This window comes from Arthrobacter sp. 24S4-2 (genome assembly GCF_005280255.1).
Classification (GTDB): domain Bacteria; phylum Actinomycetota; class Actinomycetes; order Actinomycetales; family Micrococcaceae; genus Arthrobacter.
The window spans coordinates 850,197-866,640 of sequence record NZ_CP040018.1; the positions used below are offsets into that span (position 1 = coordinate 850,197).

The 16,444-nt window shown below is 64.4% G+C and carries 11 protein-coding genes and 2 pseudogenes; 10 read left to right on the forward strand and 3 right to left on the reverse strand.

Features of this window, described 5'->3' with window-relative positions; translation table 11 throughout:
- Nucleotides 1-101 precede the first annotated feature (101 nt).
- Nucleotides 102-638 carry a hypothetical protein gene (locus FCN77_RS04075; RefSeq protein WP_137324631.1) on the reverse strand — a complete coding sequence of 179 codons (537 nt, stop codon included), beginning with the start codon at nt 636-638 and terminating at the stop codon, nt 102-104.
- 350 nt (nt 639-988) lie between these two features.
- Between FCN77_RS04075 and FCN77_RS04080 the strand changes: the two genes are divergently transcribed.
- The 6 genes and pseudogenes from FCN77_RS04080 (at nt 989) to rlmB (ending at nt 5,929) form a co-directional block, all read left to right on the forward strand.
- The gene (locus FCN77_RS04080; protein ID WP_026266570.1) at nt 989-1,471 is read left to right on the forward strand and encodes a CarD family transcriptional regulator; all 483 of its coding nucleotides are present in this window, start codon (nt 989-991) and stop codon (nt 1,469-1,471) included.
- Nucleotides 1,472-1,580: 109 nt separating this feature from the next.
- The gene (gene ispD, locus FCN77_RS04085; RefSeq protein ID WP_137321231.1) at nt 1,581-2,402 is read left to right on the forward strand and encodes a 2-C-methyl-D-erythritol 4-phosphate cytidylyltransferase; all 822 of its coding nucleotides are present in this window, start codon (nt 1,581-1,583) and stop codon (nt 2,400-2,402) included.
- A pseudogene (gene ispF / locus FCN77_RS04090) lies at nt 2,387-2,898 on the forward strand (2-C-methyl-D-erythritol 2,4-cyclodiphosphate synthase). Before ispD ends, ispF begins: the two are co-directional and overlap by 16 nt.
- Nucleotides 2,899-2,966: 68 nt before the next feature.
- Nucleotides 2,967-3,293, forward strand: a complete 327-nt coding sequence (locus FCN77_RS04095; protein WP_137321232.1) for a hypothetical protein — start codon at nt 2,967-2,969, stop codon at nt 3,291-3,293.
- Between the two features lie 91 nt (nt 3,294-3,384).
- A complete protein-coding gene (cysS, locus tag FCN77_RS04100; RefSeq protein WP_137321233.1) occupies nt 3,385-4,854 on the forward strand; it encodes a cysteine--tRNA ligase in 1,470 nt (489 codons plus the stop codon).
- A gap of 89 nt (nt 4,855-4,943) precedes the next feature.
- Nucleotides 4,944-5,929, forward strand: a pseudogene (gene rlmB, locus FCN77_RS04105) (23S rRNA (guanosine(2251)-2'-O)-methyltransferase RlmB).
- 145 nt (nt 5,930-6,074) lie between these two features.
- Here the strand turns inward: rlmB and FCN77_RS04110 are convergent.
- A complete protein-coding gene (locus FCN77_RS04110) occupies nt 6,075-6,923 on the reverse strand; it encodes a carbon-nitrogen hydrolase family protein (RefSeq protein ID WP_137321234.1) in 849 nt (282 codons plus the stop codon).
- A 115-nt stretch (nt 6,924-7,038) separates the two neighbouring features.
- Here FCN77_RS04110 and glgX point away from each other — a divergent pair, with 115 nt between their 5' ends.
- Nucleotides 7,039-9,153 (forward strand): glycogen debranching protein GlgX, encoded by a 2,115-nt coding sequence (gene glgX, locus FCN77_RS04115; RefSeq protein WP_137321235.1) that lies wholly within the window; start codon nt 7,039-7,041, stop codon nt 9,151-9,153.
- A 189-nt stretch (nt 9,154-9,342) separates the two neighbouring features.
- Nucleotides 9,343-9,699 carry a barstar family protein gene (locus FCN77_RS04120; RefSeq protein WP_137321236.1) on the forward strand — a complete coding sequence of 119 codons (357 nt, stop codon included), beginning with the start codon at nt 9,343-9,345 and terminating at the stop codon, nt 9,697-9,699.
- 119 nt (nt 9,700-9,818) lie between these two features.
- Here the strand turns inward: FCN77_RS04120 and glgP are convergent, their stop codons facing one another.
- Nucleotides 9,819-12,437 carry an alpha-glucan family phosphorylase gene (gene glgP, locus FCN77_RS04125; RefSeq protein ID WP_175417127.1) on the reverse strand — a complete coding sequence of 873 codons (2,619 nt, stop codon included), beginning with the start codon at nt 12,435-12,437 and terminating at the stop codon, nt 9,819-9,821.
- 131 nt (nt 12,438-12,568) lie between these two features.
- Between glgP and FCN77_RS04130 the strand changes: the two genes are divergently transcribed.
- A complete protein-coding gene (locus FCN77_RS04130; RefSeq protein WP_175417128.1) occupies nt 12,569-14,650 on the forward strand; it encodes an alpha-1,4-glucan--maltose-1-phosphate maltosyltransferase in 2,082 nt (693 codons plus the stop codon).
- Nucleotides 14,647-16,443: a maltose alpha-D-glucosyltransferase gene (treS, locus tag FCN77_RS04135; RefSeq protein WP_137321238.1), complete on the forward strand. Its 1,797-nt coding sequence runs from the start codon at nt 14,647-14,649 to the stop codon at nt 16,441-16,443. The genes FCN77_RS04130 and treS overlap by 4 nt, the downstream gene beginning before the upstream one ends.
- Nucleotide 16,444: the final 1 nt, after the last annotated feature.

Below are 16,444 nucleotides of genomic sequence, written 5' to 3' on the forward strand. Positions count from 1 at the left end.
GACTTGGGGCCCGGCCCCGGAAACTGAACGTTCCGGACGTGCGAAAGGAGGGCCCCGCCTGTGAACTGCACAGGCGGGGCCCTCCTTTCGGTAGATCCGGGCTAGTGGCTGGCGCTGCTCGAGGGAGTGGGAGTCGCCGACTCGGAGACAGTGGGCTCACTGCTTTCCGGCAGGTACTTCTTGTATTCGGACAGTGTCGCGTCCTGGACGGGCACCTTGACTTTGGCTGTCTGGTTGGTGCCGTCTTCGCTGATGGTGACCTGGGCCAGCGATCCGGGCAAGGTTCCGGTGCTGCTCAGGATCGCCGGATCCGTCGAGTCATTGAGCAGGGTGTAGGAGTTCTTCTTCACAGACACCTGCGTCTGGGAGCCTGCCGCGCCGCTGATGGTCAGCTTGACGTCGTTGGAAGACGAGTTGTACACGGCGCCGATCACGCGGCCGGGCTTGTTCTCGCCAGCGGAGACGATCATGAAGTTGCGGATCTCCAGGGGACCGAGGTTTTCCCTGGTGCCGTCCGACGCCGAGTACTGCTCGGAGGTCTGCTGCGGGTTGATGTAGCCGCAGCCGGTTACGGACAGCAGGCCGATGGCAAGTGCCGCCGTTGCCATTGCCAGCTTGCCGCGCTGGCCCCGGTTCATCGCAGTGAAACGCACGTCACGCACTCCTTGAGAGTCTTGAAACATTATTCAGCCATAGCCTATCCTCAAACGGCCTCAAACAAGGATTCGGGCAGTACACATTGGCGTCCCGGAACCGGTCCCCGCACCGCCCTAAGCGTTGCCCTCCGACTAGGACCGGCAAGCTCGTAACAGCCTTGTCGCGCCCTTGGCAGGCACCTTCGGATGCACTATTATCCGCGTTCGTCAAGGGGTTAAAGGGGGGTGATTCGCCCCATTTTCCCCGTATTCACGCGGTTCCGGGCCCGTATCCGTGCCAGTCATATGCCCGAATCGTGATAAACTGGTCTGCGGGAAAGGGGAAAGTCCACATGGTTTTTGAGGTCGGCGAGACAGTAGTTTACCCTCACCACGGTGCAGCCAAAATTGAAGAAATCAAGATGCGCACTGTCAAGGGCGAAGAGAAGATGTATCTCAAGCTCAAGGTGGCTCAGGGTGATCTGACCATTGAAGTTCCAGCAGAGAACGTTGACCTTGTTGGGGTTCGCGACGTAGTGGGCAAAGAAGGTTTGGAGCACGTATTTGATGTGCTGCGGGCCGAGTTCACTGAGGAGCCCACCAACTGGTCACGTCGTTACAAGGCAAATCTGGAGAAGCTTGCTTCCGGGGACGTCATCAAGGTAGCAGAGGTTGTTCGTGACCTCTGGCGCCGTGATCACGACCGCGGCCTTTCCGCAGGTGAGAAGCGTATGCTGGCCAAGGCCCGTCAGATTCTGATTTCAGAACTGGCGCTGGCTGAAAAGACAGACGAAGAGAAGGCAGCAAGCGTTCTCGACGAAGTCTTGGCTTCCTAAGAATTGAACCCCGGTGGCTCCGTAGCCGCCGGGGTTTCTTTTTGCCCTGATTCAGGCAGCCGCGTTTTTGCCGGGCGCCGGAGCGGGGCGGGCACGTAGTCTTGTGCCCATGAGTGCAACTGATCTTTCGGCCGGGAACGGGACGGACGCCGAGGCCGCCCATCCCCGGCCCGTCGTCGCCGTCGTCCTGGTTGCGGCCGGTTCCGGCCAGCGTCTTGGTTACGGCATGCCCAAAGCCCGGGTTCCGCTCGGCGGCGAACCCATCCTGATGCATGCCCTCCGCGGAATCGTGGCTTCGGGCGTCGCACAGCAGGTCTGCATCGCCCTGCCCGCAGGTGACGGCGCGCTCCGCCGCATGTGCGATGACTTCCGGAATGAACTTGTCGACGGCGGCCCGCTGCTGACGGTGGTGGATGGGGGCGCAACCCGGTCCGAGTCCGTGCGTTCCGCGCTGGCGGTATTGGAGGAAGGCACCCAGGCCGTGCTGGTCCACGACGCCGCTCGTGCACTGACACCCGAATCAGTCTTTCACCGGGTGGTTGATTCACTCGCTGCCGGCGCGCTGGCCGTAATTCCGGTCATGCCGGTGGTGGACACCGTGAAGACCGTGAAGGCCACGAGCGGAAACGATGCGCGGATCGCTCCGGAACTCGTGGTCGGTACTGCTCCGAGGGAACAGCTCCGCGCTGTGCAGACTCCGCAGGGGTTTGACCTGGACACCCTGTTGAGGGCCCACGGGGCGGTGTCCGGATTCGATGAAGAGCAGGGCGCCGCCATCACGGACGATGCCATGCTCGTGGAGCGCCTGGGCGTCCCCGTCCATGCCGTCCGGGGAGCCAGTCAGTCCCTGAAGATCACTACGCCCTTGGACCTGATCATTGCTGAGGGCCTGCTGGAAGGCCCCCTGGGCGCGCGATGGGTGGAGGGCTGACCATGATCGATCCCGTTATTCCCAGAACCGGAATCGGCATCGACATCCATGCCTTTGCTTCCGGGGACAACCCCGGGCGCTGTGGCTCGGCGGACTGCTGTGGGAGGGCGAACAGGGCCTGGCCGGGCATTCCGATGCGGACCCTGTGGCCCACGCCGCGGCGGACGCCCTCTTTTCGGCCTCGGGGATGGGTGACCTAGGGAGGCATTTCGGCACGGACCGGCCGGAATTCGCCGGCGCCTCGGGCGTTACCCTCCTGGCTGAGGCCGCCCGGATCGTCAGGGCCGAGGGATACGAGATCGGCAATATCGCGGTGCAGTTTGTGGGGAACAGACCCAAATTCGGCCCACGCCGAGAGGAATCGCAGGAGGTTCTCAGCGCTGCGGCGGGCGCCCCTGTCAGCGTCAGCGCCACCACCAGCGACGGCCTCGGCTTCACTGGCCGGGGCGAGGGCATCTCGGCCGTCGCCACCGCACTGGTCTACAGGGCAAACTGAGGCGGCGGCGGTCCTTCGCCTAGGCTTAAGGGAGCAGGACCTTTGCCAACCACACCAGGAGACCCTTCGTGAAAAAGCCGCTTGCCGCCGTCGTACTCGTTGCAGGGATGCTGCTGAGTGGCTGTGGAACTCCGAAGATGAGCGTGGAGGAAAGCTGCAAATTCCTCAACGGCGACACGTTCGTGCCCAGCGGAAACCAGCAGCAGCAGGCAGACCAGATCGCCAAGCACTACCAGGAAGTGGCGGACAAGGTAGCCCCCGAAGTGGCAGAGCCCATCCAGAAGATGGCGGACATCATGAAGAAGGTCGCCGGCACGTCGCTGGGGACCAAAACCGCCGAGCAGACCAGGCAGCTCAGCGAGCAGAACAACAAGATCGGCGAAGTCTGCAAATAGCGGGATCGGCGCCGCCCGGGGCGGCCGGCCCGCCGACTGCCGCTGGGCCGCAGGGACGTGCGCTGCAAAGGCCATCAGCTAATCTGGAGCGGTGACCCTGCGCTTTTACGACACAGCATCCGCCGAAGTCCGCGACTTCGTCCCTCTGACACCGGGCAAAGTGAGCCTGTACTACTGCGGCGCCACGGTGCAGGGCCTGCCGCACGTCGGGCACATCAGGTCCGCCATTGCCTTTGACCAGCTCACCCGCTGGCTGGAATACCGGAAATTCCGCGTGACCGTGGTCCGGAACGTCACTGACATCGACGACAAGATCCTCGCCAAGTCCGCCGCCTCGTTCGAGCCGGACTTCGAGGAAGGCCCGGACGACATCCGCGAAGAGGAATGGTGGGCGCTGGCCTACCGCTACGAACAGGCCTTCCTGAACGCCTACGACACCCTTGGCGTTTCCCGTCCCACCTACGAGCCGCGCGCCACCGGCCACATCCCGGAGATGCACGCGCTCATCCAGCGGCTGATCGACCGCGGCCATGCCTACCCTGCCCTCGATGATTCCGGCGACGTCTATTTCGATGTCCGGTCATGGAACCGGTACGGGTCCCTGACCCGGCAGAAGATCGATGACATGCAGGGAGCCGCCGACGCCGATCCGCGCGGGAAGAAGGACCCCAGGGACTTTGCGCTGTGGAAGGGCCACAAAGAAGGCGAGCCGACGACCGCCAGCTGGGTATCGCCGTGGGGAACGGGCCGACCGGGCTGGCACCTGGAGTGCTCCGCGATGGTCACCAAATACCTGGGCACGGAGTTCGACATCCACGGCGGCGGGCTGGACCTCCGCTTCCCGCACCACGAAAACGAGATGGCCCAGTCCCAGGCGGCAGGCCACGCCTTCGCCAACTTCTGGATGCACAACGGCATGGTGACGTACCAGGGCGACAAGATGTCCAAGTCCATCGGCAACACCGTCAGCCCGACAGAAATGCTGGAGCTCGCCCCGCCCCGCGTGGTGCGCTACTACCTCGGACAGGCACAGTACCGCTCCGTGCTTGACTACCAGCCCACGTCGCTGCAGGAGGCTGCCGCCGCGATGGAACGGATTGACGGGTTCGTCGCACGGGCCGTCCGGACACTGTCCGGTGATGTCTTGTCCGACGGCGGTTCCCTGCCATTCGGAACCCATGGCGAAGTGCCGGATGCCTTCGCCGCGGCCATGGACGATGACCTCAATGTTCCGCAGGCGCTGGCCGTGCTGCACGACACGGTGCGGGCCGGCAACACGGCCCTCACAGCCGGTGACAACGCCGCCGCCCGCGCTGCGCTTCACACCGTCACCGATATGTTGCGCGTCCTCGGGCTGAACGACGTCGCGGCTCCCGCCCGGGACCAGCAGGCGGACGACGCGCTCGGCGTCCTCATCGAGGCCCAGCTCGGGGCCAGGGCGGCGGCACGGGCCACCAAGGACTGGGCGGCCTCCGATGCCATCCGCGACACCCTGGCCGCTGCGGGCGTGGTCGTGGAGGACGGTCCGGACGGCGCCAGCTGGAGTCTCAAGCGCGGCTGAGCCGACTGACCTTGGGCGTTGGCAGGTCGATTTAACTCGAGTCAGTAGACTGGAGGTCAGACTTACACAACAAAGCAAGGGTGAAACTTATGGCCAACAACGGTCGCCGGTCGGTCAAAGCGAAGAAGGGCCCCACCATCGGAACGGGTGGTCACGGCCGCAAGGCCCTCGAGGGCAAGGGACCCACGCCCAAGGCGGAGGACCGCCCGTACCACAAGGCCCACAAGAACAAGCAGCTTGCCGAGCGCTCAGCCGCCAAGCGTCCGGGCGCAGCCCGCGGCGCCGGTGCCCGCTCCGGTCCGAAGGGCCGTGCCACGGAGGAAGTCGTCACCGGACGCAACTCGGTTGTCGAAGCGCTGCGCGCCGGTATCCCGGCAAAGGCACTGCACGTCGCCATCCGCATTGAAATGGATGACCGCGTCAAGGAGTCCCTCAAGCTGGCCGCCGAGCGCGGCATCCCGCTGATGGAAACCGGCAAGCCCGAGCTTGACCGCATGACCGACGACGCCATCCACCAGGGCGTAGTGCTGCAGATCCCCCGTACGAGTACGAGGACGCCTTTGATTTGGCAGAGCAGACCGTGGACAAGTGGAAGAAGGGCCACGTCGCCAACGCGCCGCTCTTCGTCGCCTTGGACGGCATCACGGACCCCCGCAACCTCGGCGCGATCATCCGTTCGGTGTCCGCCTTCAGCGGCCACGGCGTGATCGTCCCCGAGCGCCGCTCAGTGGGCGTCACCGCTTCGGCCTGGAAGACCAGCGCCGGCGCGGCAGTCCGGGTCCCGGTGGCACGCGCCGCGAACCTGAACAACACGCTCAAGGCCTACAAGAACATGGGTATCTACGTGCTGGGACTGGACGGCGACGGCGACGTTTCGCTGCCGGACCTCTCGCTGGCCACCGAACCGGTATGCATCGTGGTGGGTTCCGAAGGCAAGGGCCTGAGCCGCCTGGTCCGCGAAAACTGCGACCAGATCGTCTCCATCCCGATCGACTCCGCCATGGAATCGCTGAACGCCTCCATGGCCGTCGGCATCTCGCTGTACGAAGTCTCCAGGCAGCGCGCCGCGAAGTAGGCTTCCAGCCGGCTTGCGACGCTCTCTCACTTCCTGCGGGTTAAACAGCAAACGCTCTCTCACTTCCTGCGGCTTAAACGGCAACGCTCTCTCATCATGTGAGGGAGCGTTGCCGTTTAGGCTGCGAAAAGTGAGAGAGCGTCGGTTAGTGGAACCTGTGGCGGTTGGCCAGGACCGGGAGCTTTGTGCGGGCTTCCTTGACCACGGCGGGGTCGATGTCCGCAAACAGCAGTCCGATCCCGTCGTCGAGCTCTTCCAGGACCTCACCCAGCGGGGAAACGACGGCGGAGTGCCCCACCCCGGTGGGCGCCGATCCCTTGGCCTCGATGCCTTGGGTGGCGGGATCGCCCTGGCCGCAGGCCAGTACGTAGGTGGTGGTGTCCACGGCGCGGGCACGGGCCAGCAGGCGCCACTGGTCCACTTTCCCCGGCCCTGATCCCCAGGACGCACACACAATGTTGACCTCCGCACCCAGGTCCGCGTTGGCCGTGAAAAGCGCCGGGAACCTTATGTCGTAGCACGTGGCCAGGCCAAAGCTGATGCCGCCGAGCTCAAAGGTGACCGGTCCGCTCCCGGGATCCACGGTGTCCGACTCGGCGAAGCCAAAAGCATCGAAGAGATGGATTTTGTCGTAGCTGGCATCCACCCCGGGACCTGTCACCAGGAGGGTGTTGCGGATCTTCCTGACAGCTTCACGGCGCCCCCCTTCGTCGCCGTCGCGAACACCGTCGCCGCCGGTGTGCCCCGGCGTGAACATGCCTGCCACGATAACGATGCCGAGTTTGTCCGCTATTTGCCGTACCCGCCTTGCCCAGGGACCGTGGAGCGGCTCGGCAATGTCCAGCAGTGAATTGCCGAATGCGCGCATAGTGGCTTCCGGGAAGACCACTAATTCTGCGCCACCGTTTTTCGCCTGGCGGGCGAAGTTTTCCACCAGGTCCAAATTCCCCGAAATATCGCGGCCTGTGACGACCTGAGCAAGTGCAACTCGCACAATTACCTCCAACGTGGCTGTTCCTTCAGTATGCAACGCTGAACAATGCCCGCCCATTTCCCGACACATTGAGGAAAATATCGGCCATTTGTGTGGCCCCGCTAATATTGAAGCAATGGTCATGCCACTCCTAGACACAGCCTCCACCGTGGACGCCTCCCGGCCGTTTCCACTTGGTATCAGCGTTCCGCGCACGGGCTCTCCGGCAACGGACGATCCTCAGAGTGCCTGCGCGAATGTGGCGGTGTACGCTCCCGGGGTCTCCACGCTGGAAATCGCCTTCCGGGCCCCCGGAGGCTCGTGGCAGCTGAAGACCCTCCCGAACATCACCAACGGCGTCCACCATGGCATCGTGGACGGCTTCCCCATCGGATCACGGTACGGTTTGCGCTCCTCGCCGGAGGATGATGCCCTGCCGGTGTCAGTGCCCACCGTGGATTTCGATGATGACGGCGAGCAGCCGCTGCTGCTGGACCCGTACGGCCGGGCCGTGGACGAGCGTGAAGGGTTCCTCACCAACGTGCGGATGGCCAGTGCCTTCGACTGGGGCGACGACCGGAATCCCCATGTGCCGTGGCGCAACACCATCATTTACGAGGCGCACGTGCGCGGCCAGAGCATGCTGCATCCGGATGTACCCGAGGAGCTCCGGGGGACCTACGCCGGGATGGCACATCCGGCAATGATCGAGCACCTCACGGGCCTGGGCATCACTTCGGTCCAGCTCCTGCCGGTCCATTTCCATCTGGACGAACCGCATCTCCAGAATCTGGGAATGACCAATTATTGGGGCTACAACACGGCTGCATTCTTCGCGCCCCATCCCGCCTACGCCACCCGTGCCGCCCAGGAAGCCGGACCGCAGGCCGTCCAGGACGAGTTCAAGGGCATGGTCAAGCTCCTGCACGCTGCGGGCCTCGAAGTCATCCTGGATGTGGTCTACAATCACACAGCCGAGGGCGGACGCGACGGGCAGACGCTGAGCTTCCGCGGGCTGGGGGAGATGCAGTACTACCGCAACGACGGCAACGGCCGGTACGTGGACACCACCGGATGCGGCAACAGCCTCAACTTCGGCCACCCCCGCGTGGTCCAGCTGGTCCTCGACTCACTTAGGTACTGGGTGCACGAGTTCCACATCGACGGCTTCCGGTTCGACCTCGCGGTTACTCTGTGCCGCAACGCCGCGAACGACTTCGACCCGCACCACCCGTTCCTCGTTGCCATCGCCGCTGATCCCGCGTTGTCCTCCGTGAAGCTCATCGCCGAACCATGGGACATCGGCTATGGCGGCTGGCAGACCGGGCGCTTCCCTCCCGGCTGGGTGGACTGGAACGATCATTACCGCGACGCGCTGCGTTCCTTCTGGCTCGCGGACCGCGCCGCGATCGACGCCGGCGGTCGGGGCGGTTCCGTGGGCCGTCTCGCGGACTCCATCTCGGGTTCGGCAAGCCTGTTCGCGGACTCCGGGCGCACACGGATGGCCTCCGTCAACCTCGTCACCGCGCACGACGGCTTCACCCTGGCCGACCTCGTGTCCTACGACCGCAAGCACAACGAAGCCAACGGCGAGCAGAACCGGGACGGGCACGGGGACAACCGCAGCTACAACCACGGTTTCGAAGGCCGCACCGAGGACGAGGAAATCCTGGCGCTTCGGGCGCAGACCAGCCGCAACCTGATGGCCACGCTCATGGTGTCCATGGGCATCCCCATGATTACCGCCGGTGACGAGCTCGGCCGCACGCAGCAAGGCAACAACAACGCCTACTGCCAGGACAACGGCATCACATGGCTGGACTGGACCAACACTGCGGAGTCCCATGCCATGCTCCGGAGCACCAAGCGGGTCATCAGGCTCCGCAAGGAGTTCCTGGCAAGCCAGCCTCACGACTATCCGGCCAAGGACCAGCAGGCCTATCTGCACTGGTTCGACCAGAACGGCAAGCCCATGTCCATGGACCGCTGGAATGATCCCCAGCACCGGGTGGTGCAGCTCCTTCTGGGCTCGGACGACGGCCAGGTCGACGGCCTCGTTGTGGTGAACGGCAGCGCCGATGACATCAAGATCACGTTGCCTGATGTACCCAACGAGGAAGGGACGGGCAAGAGGCTCTTCGAACTCCGCCTGACAACGTCCGAACTCCATGACAGCCGCCAAGGAGTCAGGGTCGCCGCGGGGGAACGGGACATGGTGCAGTCCAACACGATTAACATCTACCGCACCTAGGACCCGGCGAATGGGGAACCCGTGAGGGGGATCGCGAGGCTCCTGGCCGTGGCGGCAGGAACCGACGGCGGCAGGAACCGACGCCGTCGGTCCGGCACCGCTGGCCCCGCCGGCGAGGCCGGAGAGAAACTACACACCGGACCACTACGAATCGTTTCTGTTCATCGTCGAAGGCAAATAAGGGCACGTATGAAGATCTACTCCGCTGACACCTGGACCATCGATGAGCTGCGGGAGCAGGCATCCGACGCCGGCCGCCGCGTCCTGGTGATCCCCGCCGCTGACACGAAGAAAGCGGTGCTGCAGACGTTCGGCGAAGTGCTGGACTTCCCCGAGCACTACGGCGTGAACCTGGATGCGCTCAATGACTCCCTGCACGACTTCGCGGATACTGTCACCGACGACGGCAAGGCACCGCTCACATTCATCTGGCAGGTGCCTGCCGTCTTCCGAGGGGGCCGGTCGTTTGGCATCATCTGTGAGACCCTCCAGGACGCGGAAAGCTACGCAGGTAAGGACCTGGCCGTGGTCGCCGTGTTCCTCTAGCCGGACGCTCTCTCACCTTTCGCAACAAAACGGCGGACGCTCTCCCATCCGGTGAGAGAGCGTCCGCCGTTCATGCGTTGAAAGTGAGAGAGCGTCCGTCGCCGGATCGGCAGGAGCGGTCAGGCGTTGACGATCAGGCCAAGCTCCGCCCTGGAGGCCAGGGCTGAATGCGTGGGGAGCACCCGCACGGTGTAGCCGAAGGACCCGGAACGGTCGATCAGCAGCGAACCGCTAAAGAGGAAACGCCCCTTGCCGAGGTCCTCCTTGGGCACCAGGTCCGCCACCGTGACGTCGGCCAGTTCGTCGCTTTCCTCGGCGCGGCCGAATGCAACTTCCACGGCGACATCGTCCGGATCGAGATCGTGCAGCGCGATGTAGGCGTTCACCTGGAGCGTGTCACCGATCTGCGGGTCCTCGGAAACGCCAACCGAATCAACATGCTCCACCTGGATCTGGGGCCATGCGGCGCGGATGCGTGCCGTCCAGGCCGCCAGTGACTTGGACTGGGTGTAGTTGTCCGCGACGGCCCTGCGCCCCGCGACGGCGGCCGGTCGGTAGAGGACGTTCACATAGTCCTGGAGCATCCGCTCAGCGGACACCGCTGGGCCGAGATGCGCCATAGTGTGTTTGATCATTGACACCCAGTGCGTGGGCACCTTCTGCGGTCCGGGCTCTGACGGGCCGGCAGCTCCGGCCGCGTCGGAAACGGTGAGGCCATAGAAGCGGGGCGCCACCTGGGTTTCCAGCAGTTCGTACAGCGCGGCGGCTTCAATGTCGTCCCGTTCCTCGGGCGAAGCATTGTTGTTGGCCGTGGGAATGGCCCAGCCGTTTTCGCCGTCGTACATTTCGTCCCACCAGCCGTCCAGGACGGAGAGGTTGAGCGAACCGTTGATGGCGGCCTTCATTCCGGACGTGCCGCAGGCCTCCAGCGGGCGCAGCGGGTTGTTCAGCCACACATCGCAGCCGGGGAAGAGTGTGCGGGCCATGGCGATGTCGTAGTTGGGCAGGAAAGCGATCCGGTGCCGCACCTCGGGATCGTCTGTGAACCGGACCAGGTCCTGGATCATTTTCTTGCCCGCGTCATCGGCCGGGTGCGACTTGCCCGCGATGACCAGCTGGATGGGATGGGTCTCGTGAAGCAACAGGGCCTTGAGCCGTGCAGGCTCGCGGAGCATCAGGGTGAGCCGCTTGTAGGTGGGCACGCGCCGGGCAAAACCGATGGTGAGGACGTCAGGGTCCAGAACCGAATCGGTCCAGCCCAGCTCGGCGTCAGCGGCGCCGCGCTTCTTCCAGGCCGCGCGGAGGCGCTTACGGACGTCCTCCACGAGCGACACACGCATCTCGCGGCGCAGGGCCCAGACGTCCTCGTCGCTCACGTTATAGGCGAGGTCCCAGCGGCCCATCGCTGCGGCTTCGGCGCCGAACCTGTCCCGGGCAAGCTTGGAGACGCGGCCGTCCACCCACGTGGGCACATGCACGCCGTTGGTTACGGACGTGATGGGCACTTCCGAATGGTCGAAGCCTGGCCAGAGGGCGGAGAACATTCCGCGGGACACCACGCCGTGGAGCTTGGCCACACCGTTGGCGCGCTGCGCGAGCCGCAGGCCCATCACGGCCATGTTGAAGACCGAGGGATTGCCGTCCGCGAAGCTCTCGCGCCCGAGGTCCAGGATCTTGGCCACCGGGACGTCGGGAGCCAGCCCGCCCTCGAAGAAGTGCTGGATCTGCGAGACTTCGAACCGGTCAATGCCGGCCGGCACCGGCGTGTGCGTTGTGAAGACGGTGGAGGCGCGTCCGGCCGCGAGGGCCTCGTCCCAGCTCAGCGGGTGCTCCGACGACATGAGTTCCTGGATGCGTTCAATCCCCAGGAAACCGGCATGACCCTCGTTGGTGTGGAACACTTCCGGCGCCGCGCAGCCGGTGAGGCGCTGGTAGACGCGCAGTGCCTTCACCCCGCCCATGCCCAGCAGCAGTTCCTGCTGCAGGCGGTGGTCTCCGCCGCCGCCGTACAGCCGGTCAGTGATGCCGCGGGCGGCGTCGTCGTTGCCGGGAACGTTTGAGTCAAGCAGCAGCAACGGGACACGCCCGACGTCGGCACGCCAGATATGGGCCAGCAGCCGGCGCCCTTGGGGGAGCGGCAGCGAGATCTGGATCGGCTTGCCGTTGCCGTCGGGGGACTCCTCCCGGAGAAGTGTGAGCGGGAGGCCGTCCGGGTCAAGGACCGGGTAGGTTTCCTGCTGCCAGGCGTCCCTGGAGAGGGACTGCTTGAAATAGCCGGCCTGATAAAGCAGTCCGACGCCGATGAGCGGCACGCCGAGGTCCGATGCTGCCTTGAGGTGGTCGCCGGCCAGAATTCCCAGGCCGCCGGAATACTGCGGCAAGACTTCCGTGATTCCGAATTCCGGTGAGAAATAGGCGATGCAGGACGGAGCGTCGTCGCCCAGGCCCTGGTACCACCGCGGCTGGTCCAGATAACGGTCCAGGTCTTCGGCGGCTGCGTGGACGCGGCGGACAACGTCCTGGTCGGCGGCGAGCCGCTGCAGCTCCTCCCGGCTCACCAAGCCCAGGAACGTGACTGGGTCGTGTGAGCTTTCGTCCCAAATTGCGGGGTTGAGCCCCTCAAAAAGCTCCCTCGTGGGACGGTGCCATGACCATCGCAAGTTCGTGGCCAACCGGGCCAGCGGCCGGATGGATTCCGGGAGTACGGTTCGGACAGTAAATCTGCGGATAGCCTTCACCTGCGTCACACTAACTGACAAGATGGGCTGCCGGAACATGTTTTGGTTTCTTTTAGGTAAATGACGGATTGCTCTAGGAAGAACGCAAGTCCCCTTAGCAAAACGGGTGATTTCTCGATAACGTCGAGTCCGTGACGACTAATACGCGAACCAGTGCCGGATCCAGCAAGAAGCCCAAGGCTCTGATTACGGAAGGCCTGCGTTTTGGCCGGTTCCCGATCACTGCCGTGCAGCCAGTGGTGGACGGAGGCAAGTTTCCCGCGAAAGCACTCTCAGGGGAAGGGCTGGTTGTCGGCGCGACCGCGTTCCGCGAAGGACACGACCGGCTCGGCGTCAGTGCAGTCCTGTTTGATCCCAAGGGCAAGGAACGCCAGCGCGTCAGGCTGGCCCCGCCCCGCGGCGACCGCGGGAAGGGCACCGACCGTTGGGAAGGCATCATCACCCCCACCGGCACCGGTAACTGGTCGTTCGCGATTGAAGCCTGGCATGACCGCTACGGAACATGGCACCACAACGCCGAGGTCAAGATCGAGGCGGGCATCGACGTCGAACTGATGCTGGCCGAGGGCGCAGCGTTGCTGTCCCAGGCCGCCGAAGACCCGGCCCGCCCCTCCTCCGACCGCCGTACCCTCCGCACGGCGGTGGTTGTGCTGTCCGACACGTCCCGCACCGCCGAAGAGCGCCTCGCCGCCGGCTTCGGACCCGACGTGACCGACGTCGTGGGTCGCCAGCCCATCCGCGAACTCGTTGCCGTCTCAGAGTCCTTCCCCCTGCTGGTGGAGCGTGACCTCGCCGGCCGCGGTGCCTGGTACGAGTTCTTCCCGCGCTCCGAAGGTGCCGTCCGGGACCACCACACGGGCGAATGGCAGTCCGGCACGTTCCAGACCGCCGCCAAGAGGCTCGACGCCGTCGCCGAAATGGGCTTCGACGTCATCTACATGCCGCCCATCCACCCGATCGGCATCCAGCACCGCAAGGGACCGAACAACACGCTGATTGCCGGAGCGCACGATCCCGGTTCGCCGTGGGCCATCGGCGCCAAGGAAGGCGGACACGACGCCATCCACCCTGACCTTGGCACCTTCGAGGACTTCGACGCGTTCGTGGCCCGTGCCCGGGAACTCGGCCTTGAGGTGGCCCTGGACCTGGCGTTGCAGGCGGCACCGGACCATCCCTGGGTCGAATCCCATCCGGAATGGTTCACCACACGCGTGGACGGCAGCATTGCATACGCCGAAAACCCGCCGAAGAAGTACCAGGACATCTTCCCGCTGAACTTCGACAACGATCCGGAGGGACTGTCCAAGGAGATCTTCCGGATCGTGCTGCTCTGGGTGAGCCACGGGGTCAAGATCTTCCGCGTAGACAACCCGCACACCAAGCCCGTCTGGTTCTGGGAATGGCTGATCGCCAAGGTCAACAAGAAGCACCCCGAGGTTGTCTTCCTGGCGGAGGCGTTCACGCGCCCGGCAATGATGCACGCGCTGGGCCGGGCCGGTTTCCAGCAGTCCTACACATACTTCACCTGGCGGAACACCAAGACCGAACTCGAGGAATACTTCACTGAGGTCAGCCACAAGTCGCCGGCGTATTTCCGGCCGAACTTCTTTGTGAACACCCCGGATATCCTCACGGAGTACCTGCAGTTCGGCGGACCGGCCGCATTCAAGATCCGGGCCGCCCTCGCAGCGACTGCCAGTCCGTTGTGGGGTGTCTACGCGGGTTACGAACTCTATGAGCACGTAGCCCGGCCGGGCGCCGAAGAGTACATCGACAACGAGAAGTTCGAATACAAGGCCCGGGACTGGGACGCAGCGGCGGAGTCAGGGCGGACACTAGCCCCTTACCTGACCAAGCTGAACGAAATCCGTCATGCGCACCCCGCGCTCGGGGACCTGCAGAACCTGACCCTGCACCACAGCACGGACGACGCCACCATCGTCTTCTCGAAGCACAAGACGCTTCCGGACGGGACCAAGGACACGCTGATCATCGTGGTAAACGTTGATCCGCACGGCACCCGGGAGAGCACTGTTTCCCTGGACCTGGCGGCACTTGAACTTGACCCTGAAGATCTCACGCACAGCGGCGGCTTTGGAGTGGATGACCTGCTGACCGGCGAGAGCTGGGAGTGGGGAGAATACAACTACGTGAGGCTCGACGCGCATGTTGAACCGGCCCACATTCTGAACATCCGGAGGTCGCATTCGTGAGTTTTAGTCCGCAGAACCCGAGCCAGCACTTTACGCCGAAGGGCACGTTCGAGCTCAACGCCCCCGGCCTCCAGCACGATCCCCTGTGGTACCGCAAGGCGGTGTTCTACGAAGTCCTGGTCCGCGGTTTTGCTGACGGAAACGGTGACGGCTCCGGTGACTTCCATGGGCTGATCGACAAACTGGACTACCTGCAGTGGCTGGGTGTCGACTGCCTCTGGCTGCCGCCGTTCTTCCAGTCCCCGCTCCGTGACGGCGGCTACGATATCTCCGACTACAACTCCGTCCTGGATGAGTTCGGCACCATCAGCGACTTCAAGCGGCTCGTGGCCGAGGCCCATGCCCGGGGCGTCCGTGTGATCATCGACCTGCCGCTGAACCACACCTCGGACCAGCACCCGTGGTTCCAGGAGTCCCGCAAGGACCCCGACGGGCCCTTCGGCGACTTCTACGTCTGGAGCGATACGGACGAGAAGTACCAGGATGCGCGCATCATCTTCGTCGACACCGAGGAATCCAACTGGACGTTCGACCCCATCCGGCGCCAGTTCTTCTGGCACCGGTTCTTCGGCCACCAGCCGGACCTGAACTTCGAGAACCCGAAAGTCATCGAAGCCCTGTTCGACGTTGTCCGTTTCTGGCTGGACCAGGGCATCGACGGGTTCCGCGCCGATGCCATCCCGTACCTCTTCGAGGAGGAGGGCACCAACTGCGAGAACCTGCCCGCAACCCACGATTTCCTGCGCAGACTGCGCAAGATGGTGGACGAAAACTACCCGGGCAGGGTCATCATCGCCGAGGCCAACCAGCCGCCGGTGGAAGTGGTGGAGTACTTCGGTACGGAGGAGGAGCCGGAATGCCACATGGCTTTCCACTTCCCCATCATGCCGCGCCTGTACTACGCGCTGCGTGATCAGAAGGCCGCCCCGATCATCGAGACCATGCACGACACTCCGGAGATCCCCGAGGGCGCCCAATGGGGAACGTTCCTTCGGAACCACGACGAACTAACGCTGGAAATGGTCACCGCGGATGAACGGGCGGCCATGCTCGGCTGGTACGCCCCTGACCCGCGCATGCGGGCCAACATCGGAATCAGGCGCAGGCTGGCGCCGCTGTTGGATAACTCCAGGGCAGAGATCGAGCTCATCAATGCCCTGTTGCTGTCCCTGCCAGGCAGTCCCTTTCTGTATTACGGGGACGAAATCGGCATGGGCGACAACATCTGGCTCGAAGACCGCGACGCCGTCCGCACACCCATGCAGTGGAACCCGGACCGCAACGCGGGATTCTCCAACGCCGACCCCGGCAAGCTGTACCTGCCGGTGATCCAGTCGCTGGTTTACAACTACAGCATGGCGAATGTGGAGGCTGAGGCCGCGCACTCCGGATCCCTGTTGCGCTGGACCCGCCAGATCCTGAGCGTCCGCAAGAACCATCCGGCCTTCGGCCTCGGCGGGTTCAAGCACGTTGAAGCCGACCACGACGTCGTCCTGGCCTACCTCCGCGAATTGCCGGAGGGCAACTCGGCAGGTGAACCGGCCGAGTCCATCCTGTGCGCCTTCAACCTCTCGCAGCATCCCGTGGCTACAACGTTGCGGTTGCCGCAGTTCGCCGGCCGCGGACTCCGGGACGTTTTCGGCGGCCAGCCCTTTCCGGCAATTGGCGACGACGGCCTGCTCACGCTGACGCTCGGCAGCCACGATTTCTTCTGGCTGCGAATCCGGTCCGCCTCCTCCAACCCGGCCTCACCGTTCACCCAGGCCCTCCCGATCCTGTCTATCGAAGGCTGAA